16 protein-coding genes and 2 pseudogenes are annotated in these 18389 nt (G+C 64.3%); 6 read left to right on the forward strand and 12 right to left on the reverse strand.

Features of this window, described 5'->3' with window-relative positions; translation table 11 throughout:
* Nucleotides 1–13: 13 nt before the first annotated feature.
* The 8 genes from DYE23_RS31765 to DYE23_RS17705 form a co-directional block, all read right to left on the reverse strand.
* Entirely contained in the window at nt 14–175 is a 162-nt protein-coding gene (locus tag DYE23_RS31765; RefSeq protein WP_272940063.1) for a winged helix-turn-helix domain-containing protein, read from the reverse strand.
* Nucleotides 162–1387, reverse strand: a protein-coding gene (locus DYE23_RS17675) for an IS3 family transposase (protein ID WP_235660594.1) whose coding sequence is annotated in 2 segments (ribosomal slippage) — nt 162–1159 and nt 1159–1387 — 1227 coding nt in all. Because the reading frame shifts where the segments join, the coding sequence is not laid out codon by codon here. The genes DYE23_RS31765 and DYE23_RS17675 overlap by 14 nt, the downstream gene beginning before the upstream one ends.
* The gene (locus DYE23_RS31840) at nt 1305–1916 is read right to left on the reverse strand and encodes a response regulator transcription factor (RefSeq protein ID WP_337442313.1); all 612 of its coding nucleotides are present in this window, start codon (nt 1914–1916) and stop codon (nt 1305–1307) included. Before DYE23_RS31840 ends, DYE23_RS17675 begins: the two co-directional genes overlap by 83 nt.
* A gap of 331 nt (nt 1917–2247) precedes the next feature.
* Entirely contained in the window at nt 2248–3510 is a 1263-nt protein-coding gene (locus DYE23_RS17685; protein WP_115327788.1) for an MFS transporter, read from the reverse strand.
* Nucleotides 3510–4622, reverse strand: a complete 1113-nt coding sequence (locus DYE23_RS17690) for a PLP-dependent cysteine synthase family protein (protein WP_115329013.1) — start codon at nt 4620–4622, stop codon at nt 3510–3512. Before DYE23_RS17690 ends, DYE23_RS17685 begins: the two co-directional genes overlap by 1 nt.
* Before the next feature lie 104 nt (nt 4623–4726).
* Nucleotides 4727–5137, reverse strand: coding sequence for a putative copper homeostasis (lipo)protein LpqS (gene lpqS / locus DYE23_RS17695; protein WP_115327789.1), 411 nt, complete (start codon nt 5135–5137; stop codon nt 4727–4729).
* A 375-nt stretch (nt 5138–5512) separates the two neighbouring features.
* A complete protein-coding gene (locus tag DYE23_RS17700; RefSeq protein WP_115327790.1) occupies nt 5513–6433 on the reverse strand; it encodes a M56 family metallopeptidase in 921 nt (306 codons plus the stop codon).
* Entirely contained in the window at nt 6430–6795 is a 366-nt protein-coding gene (locus DYE23_RS17705; protein WP_115327791.1) for a BlaI/MecI/CopY family transcriptional regulator, read from the reverse strand. The genes DYE23_RS17700 and DYE23_RS17705 overlap by 4 nt, the downstream gene beginning before the upstream one ends.
* 383 nt (nt 6796–7178) lie before the next feature.
* Here DYE23_RS17705 and DYE23_RS17710 point away from each other — a divergent pair, with 383 nt between their 5' ends.
* Both DYE23_RS17710 and DYE23_RS17715 read left to right on the forward strand, forming a co-directional pair.
* Complete coding sequence (locus DYE23_RS17710) at nt 7179–7718, forward strand: hypothetical protein (RefSeq protein ID WP_235660444.1); 540 nt, start codon at nt 7179–7181, stop codon at nt 7716–7718.
* 62 nt (nt 7719–7780) lie between these two features.
* Nucleotides 7781–9109, forward strand: a complete 1329-nt coding sequence (locus DYE23_RS17715) for an IS701 family transposase (RefSeq protein ID WP_435404789.1) — start codon at nt 7781–7783, stop codon at nt 9107–9109.
* A gap of 21 nt (nt 9110–9130) precedes the next feature.
* Here the strand turns inward: DYE23_RS17715 and DYE23_RS17720 are convergent.
* A protein-coding gene (locus DYE23_RS17720) for an IS5 family transposase (RefSeq protein ID WP_372516200.1) occupies nt 9131–10028 on the reverse strand; the annotation gives its coding sequence in 2 pieces (ribosomal slippage) (nt 9131–9683 and nt 9682–10028; 900 coding nt in all).
* A gap of 52 nt (nt 10029–10080) precedes the next feature.
* On the opposite strand from DYE23_RS17720, the pseudogene DYE23_RS17725 reads away from it, so the two are divergent.
* The 3 genes and pseudogenes from DYE23_RS17725 to DYE23_RS17740 form a co-directional block, all read left to right on the forward strand.
* Nucleotides 10081–10962 (forward strand): annotated as a pseudogene (locus DYE23_RS17725) (NlpC/P60 family protein); the annotation flags it as partial.
* A gap of 379 nt (nt 10963–11341) precedes the next feature.
* Nucleotides 11342–12088: a response regulator gene (locus DYE23_RS17735; protein WP_115327793.1), complete on the forward strand. Its 747-nt coding sequence runs from the start codon at nt 11342–11344 to the stop codon at nt 12086–12088.
* Nucleotides 12085–13269: a HAMP domain-containing sensor histidine kinase gene (locus tag DYE23_RS17740; protein WP_115327794.1), complete on the forward strand. Its 1185-nt coding sequence runs from the start codon at nt 12085–12087 to the stop codon at nt 13267–13269. The genes DYE23_RS17735 and DYE23_RS17740 overlap by 4 nt, the downstream gene beginning before the upstream one ends.
* 19 nt (nt 13270–13288) lie before the next feature.
* Here DYE23_RS17740 and DYE23_RS17745 read toward each other — a convergent pair whose 3' ends face one another.
* Nucleotides 13289–13987: a DUF305 domain-containing protein gene (locus tag DYE23_RS17745; protein WP_115327795.1), complete on the reverse strand. Its 699-nt coding sequence runs from the start codon at nt 13985–13987 to the stop codon at nt 13289–13291.
* Nucleotides 13988–14237: 250 nt separating this feature from the next.
* On the opposite strand from DYE23_RS17745, the gene DYE23_RS17750 reads away from it, so the two are divergent.
* The gene (locus DYE23_RS17750) at nt 14238–15080 is read left to right on the forward strand and encodes a F510_1955 family glycosylhydrolase (RefSeq protein ID WP_115327796.1); all 843 of its coding nucleotides are present in this window, start codon (nt 14238–14240) and stop codon (nt 15078–15080) included.
* Nucleotides 15081–15328: 248 nt separating this feature from the next.
* Here DYE23_RS17750 and ripC read toward each other — a convergent pair.
* Together ripC and DYE23_RS17760 are read right to left on the reverse strand one after the other, a co-directional pair.
* Nucleotides 15329–16385: pseudogene (gene ripC / locus DYE23_RS17755) on the reverse strand (peptidoglycan hydrolase RipC).
* A 518-nt stretch (nt 16386–16903) separates the two neighbouring features.
* A complete protein-coding gene (locus tag DYE23_RS17760) occupies nt 16904–18307 on the reverse strand; it encodes an IS1380 family transposase (RefSeq protein ID WP_115326499.1) in 1404 nt (467 codons plus the stop codon).
* Nucleotides 18308–18389: the final 82 nt, after the last annotated feature.

Genomic DNA, 18389 nt, shown 5'->3' on the forward strand with positions numbered 1-18389 from the left:
GACACCAGTCGGATCACCGCGGCGCATCAACTACCCGGTGCCCCACTTCGCGTGTCAGACAGTAGCCAGTCCCGCGCACCGTACGGAGATACCGTGGTGATGCCGGATCGTCACCCAACTTGCGACGAAGATTGAATCGCCCCGGGTTTGATGCACACCGGTTACTGGTGTGCAGCCTCTGAGTTGGCCGCGTTTGTAGCGTAGTGGACGGCTTCGTACTCCAGGGGTGGGATGCGACCGAGGCGGTGCATGAGCCGGTCGGCGTTGTACCAGTGCACCCACTCGGCGGTGAGCAGCTCCACGTCGGTCAGACGGCTCAGAGGGCCGCGCCGAAACGGCGAGTCATCGCGGACGGCTTCAGTCTTGTAGAGCCCTATGGTCGTCTCCGCCAGAGCGTTATCGAAGGCATCGCCGACTGTCCCGATTGAGGCCACCAGTCCAGACAGCGCCAGGGTCTCGCCGAACCGCACAGACGTATATTGAGAGCCCGCATCGCTATGGTGAATAGTATTGCCCAACAATGGATTACCCTCGCCGCTTCGGAGGTGTGCGGCATGGCGGATCGCTCGGCGCACGAACCGGTCTTCCTTGCTGGCCGAGCAGGTCCATCCCACAATCCGGCCCGCGTAGGCGTCGATGGCGAATGCGGTGTACACGAACATCCCGTTGGACAGCCGTACGTAGGTGAAGTCCGCCACCAGCAGCACGTTGGGGGCCGGCACCCGGAACTGGCGCTTCACCAGATCGGCAGCCCGGTCGGCGGCCGGATCCGAGACGGTGGTGCGGACCTTCTTGCGGCGAGTAACCCCGCGCCAGCCGTTGGCCCGCATGAGACGCTCCACGGTGCAGCGGGCCACCACAATGCCTTGTCGGTGCAGGTGAGCCCACATCTTGGTAGCCCCGTACAGTGACTCCGGTTTGCGCCGACCGTGCTCGTCGGGCTCGTAGAAGCCGGCCAGCACCTCGGTGATCACGGTGTCCCACAGCTCCCGGGCGGATGGGGGTCGGGTCAGCCAGGCGTAGAAGGTCCTCGGGGCGATCTGGCACCCGTGCTCAGTGAGCACGCGGCAGATCGGAGCGACCCCGAACCGAGCCCGATGCTCGGCGATGAACGCACAAATCAACGGTGTCGCGGGTCGCTCTCCCGCACGAAGAAACTTGTTGCCGCCTTGAGGATTTCGATGGTTTCCTCAAGCTCACGATTCTTGCGCTTCAGCTCTCTATTCTCACGGGCGACGTCGGTGGGCACCCCGTCACGTTGGCCGGTGTCGACCTCGGTCTGGTTGACCCAGCGGCGCAGTGATTCATACGACACCCCCAACCGCTTGGCGACCGCGGTGATGCAGGCCGTGCGGGTGTCGTACTCCTCGGCATGGTCGGTGACCAACCGGACCGCTCGGGCCTTGAACTCGTCGTCGTACTTCCTTGGCATGATGCAAACGACCTTCCCTCGAAAGAAGGTGTGCATCAAACCCGGGGTGGTTCAGATTACCCACGTGCACCCCCAAGGTGGACCGCCCACCGGCCGACGTATCCCCCCACAAGGTCAGCTGCAACTGACGACACGTCACTGGTTCACCTGGACTCTCCGCCAGCACGCACAGAATCGCGAACTCCGTCCGGGTGAGCGCTAGCACGCCGCCGCGAAGAAACACCCGACGCGCGGCCACATCGATCATGAGATCTCCCATCTCACGCCGGCGCATCTCATCGCCGGAGCCGCGGGATAGTTCGCCGCCGACGCGGTAGCTCCTCAGCGCCACACGGATTCGCGAATTCAGCGCCTCGATGTCGCCCCCGGCACCAAGGAGTAGCGGAGTGATATCCCCGTCACTAAGAGCGACCACGCCGACCCGGGTTTCCTGGCGTATACGGTCAAGTACGGCGGTTCCCCGCCCCTGCGCGCCCACGCACATCACGACCACATCGGGATCGCCCTCGCGCAGTTCAAGGAGCGCAGCAGCTGGCGAGTAGGTCACCACCACAACGAAATCGCCGGCAAGTAGATGTCGCGCCAAGGTGGCCGCATAGATGCGTCGCGGCTCCACGAGCAGCACACGGATGCGACCGGCAGCCGCCGCTGAGGGTACGGAACCAGCGACAGGACGGTGCGACTCGATCGTCGTGGCACTCTCCTAGCCGTTCAAGAAGACAAACGCACGCTCACGCATTCCTCACTGCGCAACCTATGAGAAGCCTACCGCCATCTACGTAGTTACTACGTAGATGGCGCGCCGAGTAGCAAGTTCAGCGTCGGTTCGCGCCATCAACGGCCATTGGCGTTGATCCCAGACGTCCTCGCTGATCCAGGCGGCACAGCGCAGCCGCCGACAGTAATCCGATGACGGTCAACAACACCCACAGAAGTTCCGGCCGCCCAACGTCTCTGGCGATCTGCATCAACGAGCCTGTTGCCAGGTTGCCGACGAGGATGCCGACGCCGACGATCGTGTTGTAGAAGCCGTAATGCGTTCCGATGAGCCGGTTATCGGCGAGGGAGACGACGGTATCCATTTCGAAGGGGAACACCGCAGCCGAGCCGACCGCCAGCACGGCCGTCGCGATAAGCAGCGCTGTGGCCGCAGCAATGCGGCCGGCGCGCTCGTCATCGGGCAACACGATCAGCGGCAGGAACGACAACGCTAGGATCAGCATGCCGATGGCCAGTGAGCGCCCCGAACCCCAACGCCGCGCAAACCAGCGTGTGATGCGCATCTGTCCGACTACCGCCACCACTCCGGAGACGACGAAAATCATCGCTGTGACCACGGAGTCGTTTTGGGGGAACAGGTAGCGAGCCTGCAGCGGCATCGCAAGATACACCTGGAACGACAGCACATAGGACCCGATCATCGCCGCGGCGAACAGCAGGAACGAACGATTGGCCGCGACTGCCCGCCAGTCGTGAAGCACCGTGGTCTTCTCCGGCGTCGGAGTCACAGCACGTTGCGGAAGTGCGAGCAGCTGCGCCACGGTTAGTCCCGCGAAGACGAGCGCCGCGGCTGCAGCAGTCATCTTGAAATCAATGAACATCAACGCCAGGCCCACCAGCGGTCCTGCGAGGATGCCCGCTTGATAGAACACATTGAACAGCGCGAACGCTTCCAACCGTCGAGGGCCCGCGTCGGCGGCCAAGTACGCACGCACAGCTGGGTTGAAGAGTGCACCGGCGAAACCCGTTGCCGCCGAGGCAACCAACACTGCCGGCAGCGAGTCGGCGACCACCAAAAGCCCGAATCCTGCGGTGCGCAGAACGCATCCGCTCACGATGAGAGGCTTGAAGCCCAGGCGATCGGCCAACGTGCCGCCGATGATGAACATGCCCTGCTGGGAGAAATTGCGTACCCCGAGAACGAGCCCGATAGCCCATGCCGCCAGACCCAGGGGCCCAGCGAGGTAGCCGGCCAGATACGGCATGAGCATGTAGAAACCGAGGTTGATCCCGAACTGGTTGATCATCAGCATGCGGCTTGGCCAGCCGAAGCTGCGGAACCCGGACAGCAGTGTCATCAGGTCATCACCTGCGTGGGGTCGACGACCAGAGGGCACCGCGTCCAGGCCGTGACCGCGTGTGCCAGCGGGTCGTCAATGGTGGCCGGTTCGTTCGGCGGAACCTTGTCCAACAGACCGTGGGTGCGGCAGTAGTCGTCGTTGTAGATGGTGTCGAAATAGCGCTGTGGTCCGTCGGGGAAAACGGCGGCGACCGTGGTGCCGGATTCGCTGTTTCGCGCAACCCACCCTGCCACCAACGCGACCGCGCCGACGCTCCACCCGCCACTGGCGTAGTGGGTGGCCGCCAGGGTTCGGCAGGCCCAGACCGCATCCGCCGGCGCGACCCAGTGCACTTCGTTGAAGGCGCCGTAGTCCACGTTGCCCGGGTAGATGCTTGACCCGAGGCCGCGCATGAGCCGAGTGGTGGCGGGTTGCCCAAAAATGGTGGAGCCCACCGTGTCGACGCCGATCAGCCGCAGGTCGGGGTTGAATTCCCGCAAGACCCGGGCCACGCCTGCCGAGTGCCCCCCGGTGCCAACGGAGCACACCAACGCATCCACAGATCCCAGCTGCTCATTCAATTCGATCGCCAGCCCGCGGTAGGCCTCCACGTTGTCCGGATTGTTGTACTGGTCGGGGTGCCACGCCAGCGGATCGGTGGCCAGAATCTCATGAACGCGTTGCGTACGGGCCTGCTGCCAGCCGCCGCGCTCATGGGGCTCGGTGACCAGTTCGATGTGCGCGACGAACGCGGCGAGCATGTGCTGGATGATCGGTTCCATGCCGGGGTCGGTGACCAAGGTGACCGGGTGGCCGTACACAGTGCCCGCGAGAGCGAGCCCCAATCCCAAGGTGCCGCTAGTCGATTCGACGATGCGGGCGCCCGGGGCGAGTACCCCGCGAGTGCGCGCTCGCTCGACCATATGCAGTGCGGGCCGGTCTTTCATTCCGCCCGGGTTGAAGCCTTCGAGTTTGGCCCAGAAGCCATGCTCTGCGGTGGTGAACGGCGCGCCGATCCTCAGGACGGGCGTCTGACCGACCATAGTGGCCGGCCGCTCATAGCGGCCCAGCCGCAGGTGCTCGAATCGGTCTGTGCCGTGGGCATGGTTGATTGAAACGGCGTGATTCATGTCGGGGATGTCGCTTCTGTTGACGCCGCGACTGTCGCGCGGCTGCTGGTGGCGGGCAGCGGTCACCGGCCCCGGTCGAGAAGGCGAGGCCTGACGCTAGCCGATCAGCGACGCGCGATGCAGAACCGGACGAGCACGTCGCGGCCGGTCTGTGCGACGGGTGGGCGCGGAGGACCGCGGATAGGAGCAAGCGGCGCGTAGCGCCAGAGCGCCGGCAACACAGCCAGAGCGCTGACCAAGGCCAGGGCAATCAGCGTGACCGTTCCTCGCGGCAGGACGGCTTCAGCCAAAGACTCCGGTGACGGCGTGATCCCGCCCTGGGAGATGTGCGGATGGTCGAGCTGGACGGCCACCGGCGCGCCCACCGCGCTCGCAAGGGGGTGGGGTCCATGGGCTGGCGCCGCCTCGGTGCCCGGCAGGGCCCATTCCGCAGCCACGATGACGACCCAGAACGCGAGAAATACAGCGACGACGGCGCGTCGGCGCTGCGAGGAACTCCCGTCGATGTAGCTCACGATGTTGCCGACTGTAGCAGCGGATCGCCGAACGGAGTTGCGGCCGTGCAGTTGACGCCGTGTCGTGACCTGCCCGCGACAGGCAGCTTCGGCGGCCCGTGCGAAGCGGTCAGCGCATTCACATCATTCGCCCGATAGCGTTGCCGTACTGCCGATTTCGACGCTGTGCATGCCATCACTCGAACCTCGGCGACACCGGCCTTTGCACTGGTCATCTACGGTTTGACTCCGTAGATAATTTGCATTGTGGACTCAGGCATCAGAAAGCCGGGCAGGGATTTGCTGAGTGGGCCGATACCCGACCGCCGAAAGGTCCTCGTCCGTCCAGGTGCGCATCACCGAACCGCTCCCAGATCGGGTGAGTTCTGCTGGCACCTAGTGGTGGCAGAGCACCTGAATGAATGCCGGAGTGGCGAGCATGGTCGCGATGGCGGCCACCAGCAGAGCGCGGTTACGCCACCTCACATGCCGACACGTGGGAGTGACCAGTCGCTCGGCGCGGGTGATGACCGCCGTCGCCGCCGCAGCCAGACCTTCGGCCACGGGAGGTCGGTGACCGGCCAGCGCAAGCAAACCCGTGAGCAATGGACGAGTGCCGACGCGACGAGCGGCGGTGTCGTCGGCGCACATCTCCAGCAGTTCCGCCACCGCCTGATGTGCGCAGGCGAACAAGGGAAGGTGAGGAAGGGTGGCGGCGAGGGCACGCAGCACCATCAGAATGTGGTGATGATGCCCCGACAGGTGCGCGTCCTCGTGCGCGAGAACCGCTTTCAATTGCGATCGGTTCAACGATCTCACCGCCGCCGAGGTCACGACGATCGCATGAGGGCGGCCGATGACACAGTAGGCCGCGGGAAAGTCCGCCTCGACGACAACGACGTGGGGATGGTCGGTGGCCCGACCGACGATCCGCGCGGCATCGGCGTGCTCATGGCTTCGGGTGCGCAGCCTGGACAGGCAGCGTCCCAGTCGCAGCGCCACGACCGCCGAGGTCAGCAGTCCCCCGCCGATGAGGGCAATGGACCCGAGCCGTCCCGCCAGTGGGGTGTGATCGGAGAACCCGAACAATTCAAGACACAGCGTTACGACCGAGCCGTCCAGGACGCTGTCCGACGTCGCGGTGACCACCAGCACCACGGCCGCCAACCACGCCACAAGCACGGCGGCAACCGTGGCCAGCCAGGCGGCGACACCCATGGACGGGCTCACCCCGCCACCAGTAAGGCGCCGCAGTACCGGTGGTGCAAGCCAGGCCAGCACGGCGCCATAGAGAACCAGCCACAGCGCCGTCGTCATGATCGCCGCCCCTTCCGTAGCGCCGCCTTCAATTGCGCTGACTGCTCTGTACTCATCTGCTCGACAAAAAATGCCAGCACCGTGTTGGTATCGCCGCCGGAGTCGAATGCAGCTTTCATCAGACGCGCTGACCGCTCCTCACGACTCATCGCCGCCCGGTACACATAGGCCTTGCCGTTGCGCTGCCGTTTGAGCCACCGCTTGCGGTACAGGTTGTCCATGGTCGACAGCACTGTGGTGTATGCAATGGGTCGCTGCTGGGCCAGGTCCTCGAACACGTCGCGCACTGTGACCGGCTCCTGGTGATCCCACACCCAGTCCATCACCACCGCTTCGAGATCGCCGAATCTTCGCTGTTCCATCCGCCGCAACTCCTGCTCGCTCTGACGAGGTGACCGATCAGCACAGCGCGGCACCCTGCAGCCTCCTAATGTAGCCGCCAACAGCCCACATGCCGGGGACCTCACCGCAGCTGCGCCACCGATGTTGACCCCCGCCCCGGCGTGCGCAATCGAATCCAGCCCAAGACACCGGCCCCTCGGGCCCGAAAGCAAATGCTGACGCCCGCTCAGGTGTTACCGAGTTGAGACTGTGACAGGCGTTTCTCCTGATGCAGCAGTGATGTACGTTCCAACTACGTACTAGTCCACTACGTACGTGCATCCGTAGTAGGTCATGGCATACACGTTTGGCGCATGCCCTCCCCGACTCGCGGCCGACGGCTAGCACCCCCTCAGGAGAATTGATGCGGCGCCTCACTTCACTTCTCACCGCCGGGGCGCTTGCTTCACTGCTGGTGCTTCACACCTCAGGCATCGCAACAGCCGCGCACGGAAGCGAACCCAATCGTGACAGCGAGACGGTGGCAGGACTTGTCGCCGCCGTTGCCGAAGCCGATCAGCACGTCGCCGATATCGGCGCGGACATCCAACACAAACAGGAAAGCGTCAACCTGGCACTGGTGGAGGTTGCTGCTGCCCGCGAGACGCTCTCCGAGACGCACCGCAGACTCGCCGAGAGCGAGAAGGCACTCGCCGACAGCCAGACCGCCATCGACGCCACGCAGCAGAGTTTCGACGAGTTCGCCGCCTCGACCTACACGAATGGGCCCTCCGCCGCGCTGCCGCTGGCACGCGGCCCCGAAGACATCCTCTCGGCAGCCTCGACGCAACAGACGTACGTCATCGCCTTCAGCAGAGTCAAAGACGACCTTCACCGAAGCCAGACCGAACGCGCCAACAAACTCTCGACCGCCAAGGCGGCCCGCCTAGTACTACAGCCGTAGATCGTTGCTCGTCGGCGTGTTTGCCTTGCTGGATTGGGTGACCGCGGCATCGTTCGGAGTTTGTGAGAACTAACGATGATGCCGCGGTCGCCGCGGCTTACAGGGTAGACGTTGATCGGTGGCGAAGTGGCTTTGATGAGGTGCTGGATCGGGTCGCGTCACGGTTCGCTCGGTGCGAGCCGCTGCGCAACGCCGGCGCGTTGATGCTCAGGTTGGTCTGTGACATTGACCGTAAGAACTGTTGGACGCTGGCCGAGCGTTGCGGCCACAGCAGCCCGGACCGGATGCAGCATCTGCTGGCGCGGGCGAAGTGGGACGCCGAGGGAGTGCGTGATGATCTTCGCGCCTACGTGGTCGACCACCTCGGCGATGACGAGGCGATCCTGATCGTCGATGAGACTGGAGACGTGAAGAAGGGCACTCATACCGTCGGGACTCAGCGCCAGTACACCGGTACCGCGGGCAGGATCGAAAACGCCCAAGTCGCTGTGTATTTGGCCTATGCGGGGCCCAACAGTCACGCACTGGTGGACCGCGAGCTATACCTGCCGAAGTCGTGGATCGACGACTCGGAACGCCGTCAGTGCGCCGGGGTGCCCACCGATGTCGAGTTCGCCACCAAACCTGCGCTGGCCGAGCGGATGATCACTCGTGCTGTGGCCGCCGGAGTCCCTGCGCGATGGGCCACCGGCGACGAGGTCTACGGCGCCGACCCCGACCTGCGCGCCGCGATCGCCGCCCAGGGGCTGGGCTATGTGCTGGCCGTCGGGTCCAATCGCACCGTCACCACCAGTACGGGCAGCCAGCGAGTAGACGAGCTTGCCCGGTCTCTGCCGCGGCGGGCCTGGCGGCGCGTCAGCGCCGGAACCGGCGCCAAGGGCCAACGCTGGTACTCCTGGACGTTGGTCGAAATCACCGACGCCGAGCCCGGCCACCATCACCTGCTGGTGCGCCGCAACGACAAGACCGCTGAATTGGCCTATTACCGCTGCTACAGCCCCAATCCGGTCACCCTGGCCGACTACGTACGGGTCGCCGGGCGGCGCTGGAAGGTCGAGGAATCGTTTCAAGCCGGCAAGGGCCTGGCCGGGCTCGACGAGCACCAGGTACGGACCTGGACCTCTTGGCACCGCTGGGTCACCCTATCCATGCTTGCCCATGCCTTCCTCGTCGTCACGACCGCCGCTCAACGGCGCAGCGACGAACCCGACGACCAGACCGGCCAGACACTGATCACGTTGACAGTCAATGAATTCCGCAGACTCTTCATCGCCCTGGTATTGCAGCCGCTACACGCGGTTGCCGACGTCCTCGCCTGGTCCACCTGGCGGCGACGACATCAAACGAGAGCCCGCACCTACCATTACCGCAAACAACATCAACAACAATGAACGCTATCTACGGCTGTAGTACTAGGGCGTGTCTGATAAATGCGGCAGCCAGAGGGTGATGGCCCGTAGGACTGCTGCGCCGCGGTAGACGATGGCGAGCTTGTCATAGCGGGTGGCGAGGCCGCGCCATTGTTTTACGGTATTGAAGTTGCGTTCAACGACGTTGCGGCCCTTGTAGTCCTCGGCGTCGAACGCGGGTGGTCGTCCGCCGTGGGTGCCGCGGCGTTTGCGGTGGCCGATCTGATCGGACGGTTCGGGAATGACGGCGACGATCCCTCGTCGACGCAGCCGCTGTCGGGTAGCTCGGCTGGAATAGGCCTTATCGCCACGGAGTCGATTGGGCCGGGTGCGAGCTCTGCCCGGGCCGCGGCGCTCGACTTTCAGGTGGGCGAGCAAATGTTCCAGGACCGGTCCGTCGTTGGCCTGGCCGGCGCCCACGAGCACCACCAGAGGTCGTCCATGGCCGTCGACGAGGTGATGGATCTTGCTGGTCAACCCGCCGCGGGAGCGGCCAATGCCGTGGTCAGGCGGCTCGCTCGCCAGATTCGTGTAATTCGACCCAGCCCCCTGTGTCACGGGTGATGTTTGTGGCGTGCTGATGAGCGCGCGCGATCGTCGAATCCACCGACACCGACCAATCGATAATCCCGGCTTGGTCGGCGGTGGCCAGCAACCGCGCCAGCACCAGATCCCAGGTGCCCTCGGCACTCATTCGTCGATGCCAGGTCCAGATCGTCTGCCACGGTCCGAACACCTCGGGTACGTCTCGCCAGGCGATCCCGCACCGGTACCGATAAATGATCCCCTCGAGCATCTGCCGGGCATCTCGAAAAGGCCTGCCCTTCTTGCCTGTTCGAGCAGGAAGAAGCTCTTCAATCAATGACCACTGAGCATCGGTGAGCAGCTGAAACCGCGACATACCCTAAGTCTCAGCCGAAACACCCGAAACATTTGTCAGACACGCCCTAGACGCCGACGCAGCAGCGGCCGAAGCGCAACGACGACAAGACAGCGCAGTCGCCGAACTCGTTGCCGTCCAACGCGCATTCACAACTCAACAGTCCGACCTCACCCGGTTGGCCGCCGAACGCGACGTCGCACAAACCCGACTCAATGCTGCCCGGCCTGCAGCAGCTACCACGCACCCGCCCACTCCCGCGCCACCCGGCGCCACAGCGCCGCCGAACAGCCTCTGGGACCGCTCCAGCCCGGCACCGGCAGACAGCTCGGACGCCGGCCAGTGGGACACCACCCTCCCGATGGTGCCCAGCGCCAACGTGGCCGGCGACCCAGTAGCCATTATCAACGCGATCCTTAAAATCATGGCAACCTCGGCGCAACTCACCGCCGACATGGGCCGAAACTTCCTCACCAAACTGGGCATCCTCTCCCCGACCGCCGCCGCCGCAGATCCTGGGATCACCAACGGACGGATCCCCAGCCTCTACGGCCGCCAGGCCTCAGAATTCGTCATCCGCCGAGCCATGTCACAACTGGGGGTTCCCTACTCCTGGGGCGGCGGCAACGCCAACGGGCCCTCCCAAGGTATCGATCAGGGAGCCGGCACCGTCGGATTCGACTGCTCCGGACTCATGCTCTACGCCTTCGCCGGCGTGGGCATCAAGCTCGATCACTACTCCGGGTCGCAGTACAACGCCGGCCGCAAAGTTCCGTCATCGCAGATGCGTCGCGGTGACCTCATCTTCTACGGCCCGAACGCCAGCCAGCACGAAGCTATGTATCTCGGCGACGGCATGATGCTCGAAGCTCCCTACACCGGGTCCGTGGTCAAAATCTCGCCCGTGCGCAGCTCCGGCATGACGCCCTACGTCACCCGCTTGATCGAGTACTGACACCTCGCGGCGGGCGATGCGCTGGGCGCGCCTCTGACGGGTCAGTCCGCGCCGGCGTGGCCGCTGCCAACAGGCTCCTCCAGTGCCTCACACCGCTCGGTGCGGCGCGGCCGCGCAGAAGCATGCAACAGGGCCGTCGCGCCAGCAATGGCGACGGCCCATAGCCCAACGACAACGGCACACAGGATCAACCACACTTCCCACCCGAGACTGTTCGGGCTCACGTCCATCAACCACCGCATGTCGGGCCCTCCTCCACACTGAGCGTCACCCAGCCGCAGGATGCAATCGGTAGTCGTCTCGTAAAGATCTGCTGAAGATCGCGCCGCTCCGGCAGTCGTGCGCCGCCGCGCCCGCTTCAGCGGGCACCATATGGGACATGGAGCACCATCCGGCTACACCGCCTGAGCAGGCGAAGGGATACCGCGCGCTGGTCGTCGACGACGAACGTCCCCTGGCCGAAGTGGTGGCCAGCTATCTAGAACGCGAGCAGTTCGAGGCGGTCGTGGCCGGCAACGGCGTCGACGCGATCGCCGTTGCACGCGACCTCGACCCCGATGTCGTCATTCTCGACCTCGGTCTGCCCGGCATCGATGGATTGGAAGTCTGCAGGCAGTTGCGCACGTTCTCCGACGCCTACGTCGTCATGCTGACCGCTCGTGACACCGAAATCGATACGGTGCTTGGTCTCACTGTTGGTGCCGACGACTACATCACCAAACCCTTCAGCCCGCGCGAGCTGGTCGCGCGCATCCGGGCCATGTTGCGGCGGCCCCGCGTCTCGCAATCAACCACCGCAACCGCCGAAATTGAGGTGGTGCCACCGCGTCGCTTCAGCGCGTTGATCATCGACGTCGCCGCCCGTGAGGTACGCATCGACGACGAACAGATCTTGTTGACCCGCACGGAGTTCGACATCCTCGAAGCCCTGTCAGGCCGGCCAGGAATGGTGCTGAGCCGGCGTCAACTTCTCGAAATTGTTCGCGACGGACCCTGGGTCGGCAACGAGCACCTCGTCGACGTCCACATCGGGCATCTGCGCCGCAAACTCGGCGACGACGCAGCCCGCCCGCGCTACATCACCACGGTGCGAGGTGTGGGGTACCGGATGGGGACCGGACAGTGACTCACCCGCCTGCGCCAACACCTCGCCGACCTCGACGGCGAGGCCGTCCCGGTATCGGCCTACGGCTGCTGGCAGCCCAAGCCATAGTGCTGGCAGCCGGGGCCGCGACCACCGCGGTGGTCGCCGCCATTGTCGGCCCTCCCCTGTTTCGCGAGCATCTCCACCGCGCAGGGATGCCGATGGGCTCCCTGGAGGAGGCCCACGCCGAAGAGGCCTACGGCTACGCGACGGTGATCTCGATCGGTAGTGCCCTGGCGGTGTCGGCAGTGGCCGCGCTGGCCGTCAGCTTCTACGTCAGTCGACGGCTCCAACGGTCCATCACCGAGGTTGCCTCCGCTGCCACCGCTGTTGCTCAAGGGAATTACGACATCCGCGTGTCACCGCCGCACCTGGGCGACGATTTCGACGCCCTCTCCACGGCCTTCAACCAGATGGCTTCCCGGCTCCAAACCGTTGATTCGACACGACAGCAGCTCTTCGGAGACTTGGCGCACGAGATCCGCACACCGGTCGCGGTGCTAGAGGCCTATATCGAGGCACTCGAAGACGGGGTGCGCAGTTTGACTCCGCAGACGGCGGCCATGCTGCGCGACCAGACCCGCCGGCTGGTGCGATTCTCCAATGACGTCGCCGCCCTCGCCAAAGCCGAGGAAAGTTCAGTTTCCATGTCGTACGCCCACATTGACGTCGACCACTTAACACACCGATGCATCGCCGCGGTGCAGGAACGCTACGACAACAAAGGAGTCGCACTACGTGTACGCCTCCAGAAAGCACTACCGCCGTTGTGGGCCGACGAGCAACGACTCTCCCAAGTCCTGGGCAATCTGCTGGAAAATGCGCTGCGGCACACGCCGTCCGGCGGCTCAGTCGACGTCAACTGTGTCCGCGACGGCGACCGGTTGCGAATCGCCGTCGCCGACAGTGGCGAAGGGATTGCCGCCGAGCACCTCACCCGGGTGTTCGAGCGGTTCTATCGGGCAGACAGCGCCCGCGACCGCGAGCACGGCGGCGCCGGTTTAGGGCTCGCCATCGCCAAAGCGCTGGTCGAGGCCCACGGCGGATCCATCTCCGTCGCGAGCGCAGGACCCGGCAGCGGCGCAACATTCACCATGGACTTACCCACTGCTCAGATACGCGCCGAGGAGTTCCCTGTTACGGCTGCCTCAACGCGAACCTGACCGGCAGCCCCTCGCCTCGCTACTTGTCCAGCATTCCCTGCATCGTGTCGATCTCCGCTTGCTGAGAGGACACAATGTTTCGCGCCATCTCGACCGCCGCCGGGAACTGGCCGATTTCAATCTCTTCCTTGGCCATCATGATTGCGCCCTTGTGATGAGCAATCATCTGCGTCAAGAAAAGTCGGCTCGCCTCCGCGCCCTGCGCGTTCTGCAGCGCAGCCATGTCGGCTTCCGACATCATGCCGTGGCCGCCGCCCATACCAGGCATGTCGCCCATGTCACCGCTAGGCATCTGGTGGCCGGGCATGTTGTGGCCAGGCATTGCGGTGCTGGTCGGCGCAGGTGCAGGCGAGGACGACGCTCCCCACTCCTGGAGCCAGCCCTGCATCTTCTCTATCTCAGGGCCTTGAGCGTTCTTGATTTCGTTCGCCAGTGAGATGACCTCGGGATCGATGCCTTGCTTGCCGAGAAGCATGTCGCTCATCTCGATCGCCTGCTGGTGATGGGGAATCATGCCTTGAGCGAACTTCACATCAGCGTCGTTATGGGTCGCGTCGTTGCTGGCAACGCTCGGCGATGCCGATGCCGATGCCGATGCTGACGCCGAGGTGCTGTTCGTCGATGATTGAGAGTCAGTTGTCGCATTCGAACAGGCACTGATGAACAGGGCCGACGCCGCTAACGCCGCAAACCCAATTCCGAATCGCTTGTGCTGCATCGCACATCCTTTCTCACACAGCTTCGTGACACCAGGCATCCACGCGGCAAGCGCTCTCGCCGCCTCGGTCCAGCCTCAAGAATCCGAGTATGGGTCGGCTCGTGTTCCGATGAAGATTTGATGAAGACGCCTCGCCGACCCGTCGGTACGCGCACCGCCGCCCAGGGCGCCACATCAGCGTCGCACCGTAGCCAGGCGCCACCCATCTACTATTGCACTACGTAGGTGTCCGCGATCGGAAGGGGTCAGTGTGCAGCTCCGTAGATTCATTGCCGCAATTCTGACCGGAGCCCTGGTCGCGGCCTGTTCGTCGAACGCCCCCGACAGCGCGCCCGCGATCTCTCCGGGCATGGTGCACATCCACGGTCTCGGCATCAATCCGTCCGACGAAAAACTCTACGTGGCAACTCATTATGGTCTCTACACGGTGGAACCCGATCAGGCGCCGCAACGAGTCGGTGATTTGGCGCAGGACTTCATGGGCTTTACTGTCACCGGTCCCGACGATTTCTTGGCCAGCGGCCACCCGGACCCGGCTGATCGCCAACAACCGCCACATCTGGGCCTGATCAAGAGCAGCGACGCCGGGCGATCCTGGGAATCTCTGTCGCTGCACGGCAGCGCCGATTTTCACGCACTCGAGTACCGCCATGGAAGGGTCTACGGTCACGACAGCCAGTCGGGCACGGTGATGGTCAGCCTCGATGAGCAGTCCTGGCAGCGGCGAGCAAAAGTCGCCGCCTTTGACCTCGCAGTATCACCCGCGGATGCCGATGAGATCCTCGCGACCACCCGCCAGGGGCTCCTTCGAAGCACAGACGGCGCAATGACATTCGGCGCAGTCAGCGGTGCCCCGGCACTGGTACTCGTCAGCTGGCCCGAGCGTGGCCCCTTGCTCGGAGCCGACCTCCAAGGAACCCTCTACACCAGCACCAACAACGGGCAGACCTGGCAGCCACAACACGCGCTGAACGCCAAACCTCAGGCCCTATTCGCCGATGGCGACGGTCAGGTCTACATCGCCACAGATACCGCGATCTACACCTCCACCGACGACGGTGCCACGGTGAACGTCCTCACCGCTGTCGAATAAAAGCACGGGCAGAAGACCCACCCTAGAGCCAGGCCCCCCTCGCCCACGAAGAACCGTCAGGCCGGAGGACCACCACCCGCTCACCCATGTCGCCACCACTGACCAGCGGGCCATCTTGGCCGATTCGGCCTCGCCGAGCACATCGCCCAGTGTCCTCGACTCGACGCTGCACGTTGCACACATCGACGCGATCAGGAGAGTGGACTGTGCCATCGCCACTCGTTTCCACGGACTGCGCAAGCGTCGGCCTAGTACCGCCGGACGTTGTGAATCGGTGCGGAGGAAATCGGCGCGACCTTCACCGGCGTTCCGTAGGTCGATGCATGGACCATCATCCCGTCACCGATGTAAATACCCGCGTGGGAGACATCGTCGTAGAAGGTCACAATGTCACCGGGTTGCAGATCTGAGGTGTCCACCGCCTGCCCGCCTTGAGCAAGCGCCTGACTCGACCGGGGCAACGACTTCCCGCTCTGCAGGAACGCCCACTTGATCAGCCCTGAGCAATCGAACGCATCCGGACCGGTCGCGCCCCACGAATACGGTGACCCCACCCGTGTCAGGGCAGCTTGCACCACAGTGGTTCCGCCTCCCCCGGATCCGCCGCCGGTTGGGCCCGGCATGGCCACAATGCTTGGATCGTTCGCCGGCGAGGACGGCGGCACGGGTGGGGGCGGCGGGCCCGGATCGGCCAAGATAGCCCGCTGGTCAGGTGTCAGAGCCTCGTAGCGGGCCTGCACGGCGGCAATCTGCTCCTGCATTCGACGCTGTTTGGCATCAAGGTCCGTTCGCACCGCCGCAGCCTCGTCGGACGCGATCCGTGCTTGTGCTGCCGACTTCGCAGACTGGTCTGCGGCTGCGGCGGCGCGCGCACTCGCCGATCGGAAAGCGGCCATCTGCACAGTCAGCTCCGATGCAACCGTCTTCTGGACCGCCAACTGATCAATGAGTTCCTGTGGAGACGTCGCCGTCAAAGCCGCCGCCAAGGTGTCGGTACGGCCACCCATGTATGAAGGCGGCGGCCAACTTATCGACTGCAGCCTGATATTTCGCCAGATCGGCCGACGCTGCATCGACACTCATGCGGTCAGAGGCCGCCCTTTTTTCCACGAATTGCTGAGCGGCGAGTTTTTCGTCGAGGTCGATTTGCGCGGTGTGAATCTGCTCCGTGGTCTGCTCAGCAAGACGCGACAGTTCGGTCAACTCGGCGAGCGCATCAGCCGCCGGATCAGCGCTGACGTCCGTCGCCAGAAGCGCAGCAAGAACACCGATAGCCACCAAGATGAAGGCGAGCCGTTTACCCATCGCGCGCGATTGGGCCTCAAGCACAGGCAAAGTCACAACAGCGGAAACCTTCGGTGAGGTATGAAAGTACGTAGCAGATACGTAGGTCACGGTTAGGTTACGAGGTCGGGGGGCTGCTGTCTAGCCGGTAACAACGCGGGGCGACGGCCGTCTACTGGAGGTTCTCGACACCCCTCATGTGCCGCGCGCCGCGACTACGCGATATGGCCGAGCTGAGTCTCCGGGCTGTCGCACCAGCTGTGCGTGGCCCCGTTCTCTCGACTGTGCCCCCATCGCACGATTGGCCCAGGTGGTCCGCGGCTGAGGTGACCGCATTCCACAAAGCTCTGCCGTGCGACAGCTGGAGTTCCGCCGACATCGACAATTTCCGACTTTGAAAGTAGTTTAGCCTCAATCCACCGAGTAGCCGGATGAGCGTCGGCTGAGGTGGCTGTTGCAGTTCGCAGCGGTTGTGAGCAGGGGTTATCGGCTGGTCTGCCCAGCTTTTCCTGTGTGCTCCGGTGGCCTTTCGGCGAGGGTCAGGTGGTAGCGAATTTTGGTGGGCTATGGCCGATGACGCTGCGCCACAGTCGCAGCCAGTGCTGCGCCCAAGGCCAGTGGCTGGGTAGGTGCAGGACGGGTCGGCGTTGGGGCCGGGCCAGTCGCGCCGGGATGGTGACGATCTTGCGGCGCAACGTAGCGCCGCGGGCCACCGCATGAGTGCCGCCGGCCAAGACGCCGGCAGCGCGCAACAGATTGTGAGCGATGGCCGCGCAGAGCACCCAGGCGGAGTTCGCCCCGAATCGTCCAGAGGGCATGTGGGCCAGCGGTCCGTCGATCAGGTCGGCGAACACGGTTTCGATGATCGCGTGCTGGCGGTGAGTGATGTCGGCGTCGACGGTCGGTAGGTCGGTGTTGGTGAAGAACGGGTGATACCGCCACGTCGGGAACAAGGCGTCGCGGAAGCGGGCGTCTTTGACCCGACGCACCACCAGGCGAGCGGTGAACCGCTCTTTGGTGGATGCGAACGCGGTGTAGCCGATTTCAGCGACTTCGGCATCAGAGATCCACTCGCCGGTGTCGGGATCACGCACCGCGCCCGGATATTTCACCGGCGTCCACGCGGCTTCGTCGATGGCATTGATGGCCCGGTCGATTGCAGCGTTGCGGGTCATCACCAGCGAGAACTGCGCACCATGTCGTCGGCAGGCGCCGACGACAGAGCGGTTGCCGTAGGACGAATCACCGCGCACCAGGATCGCACCGCTGGCCCCGGCCGCGCGAGCGGTGGTGATGGCCTGGGCGACCATCCGGCCGGCTCCTTTACCGGAGCCGGTCCTGCCGGCCCGCAGGCGCATCCCGGCGATCACCGGTGCCGCACCAGGGGTGCTGATGGTGGTGGCCAACGGTGACAGACCCTTGCGTAGGACCTGCTTGCCGGCGATCTTGGTGTGTCCGTATGAGGCGCCCTGTTTGGCGTGACCATAAACCGGTCGCAGCAGTGAGTCGATGTCGATGAACACCTGGGTCTCGGCGCCGGGCAGCACATCGACCCGCTGGCAGAGTGCAGCCAGATGCTCGCGCAGCACTGATTCGAGTTGGCGTGCGTGTCCGAAGGTGAACTCCCGCAACAAAGTTCCGATGGTCGATGGTGCGTACACACCGTCGAACAGTGTTTCCATACCACCCGAGCGCACGACGTCGAGGTCATCGATGCTGTCGGCGCCAGCGCACATCCCGGCGATCACCGTGGCCAGCTTCGGTGCCGGGTTGGCCGATCCCGACTTGATCTTCGGTGCGGGGATGGAGATCTTGTCGGCCAACAGATCTGGCAGTCCAGTCTGGGTGGCCAGCGCCATCACTGGCACCAGCCCTGCGCACGACACGAGATGCTCATCGTCGAAGACCGCCGACGACGCCGCGAACCTATGGGACACTTGCACTGGAAGTGCCTTTCTGAACTGATCTGATTGATGCGTAGAGAACACCAATCTTTCCAGCTCAAGGGGCACTTTCCTCATTCCG

It is taken from the genome of Mycolicibacterium gilvum, from assembly GCF_900454025.1.
Taxonomy (GTDB): domain Bacteria; phylum Actinomycetota; class Actinomycetes; order Mycobacteriales; family Mycobacteriaceae; genus Mycobacterium; species Mycobacterium gilvum.

Excerpts from the sequence above, each read along its gene's own strand:
- DYE23_RS31840 (WP_337442313.1), bottom strand. The coding sequence starts at position 1,916 with ATGTGCGTGGGCGCGCAGGGGCGGGGAACCGCCGTACTTGACCGTATA.
- DYE23_RS17685 (WP_115327788.1), bottom strand. The coding sequence starts at position 3,510 with ATGACACTGCTGTCCGGGTTCCGCAGCTTCGGCTGGCCAAGCCGCATG.
- DYE23_RS17690 (WP_115329013.1), bottom strand. The coding sequence starts at position 4,622 with ATGAATCACGCCGTTTCAATCAACCATGCCCACGGCACAGACCGATTC.
- DYE23_RS17700 (WP_115327790.1), bottom strand. The coding sequence starts at position 6,433 with ATGACGACGGCGCTGTGGCTGGTTCTCTATGGCGCCGTGCTGGCCTGG.
- DYE23_RS17705 (WP_115327791.1), bottom strand. The coding sequence starts at position 6,795 with ATGGAACAGCGAAGATTCGGCGATCTCGAAGCGGTGGTGATGGACTGG.
- DYE23_RS17710 (WP_235660444.1), top strand. The coding sequence starts at position 7,179 with ATGCGGCGCCTCACTTCACTTCTCACCGCCGGGGCGCTTGCTTCACTG.
- DYE23_RS17735 (WP_115327793.1), top strand. The coding sequence starts at position 11,342 with ATGGAGCACCATCCGGCTACACCGCCTGAGCAGGCGAAGGGATACCGC.
- DYE23_RS17745 (WP_115327795.1), bottom strand. The coding sequence starts at position 13,987 with ATGCAGCACAAGCGATTCGGAATTGGGTTTGCGGCGTTAGCGGCGTCG.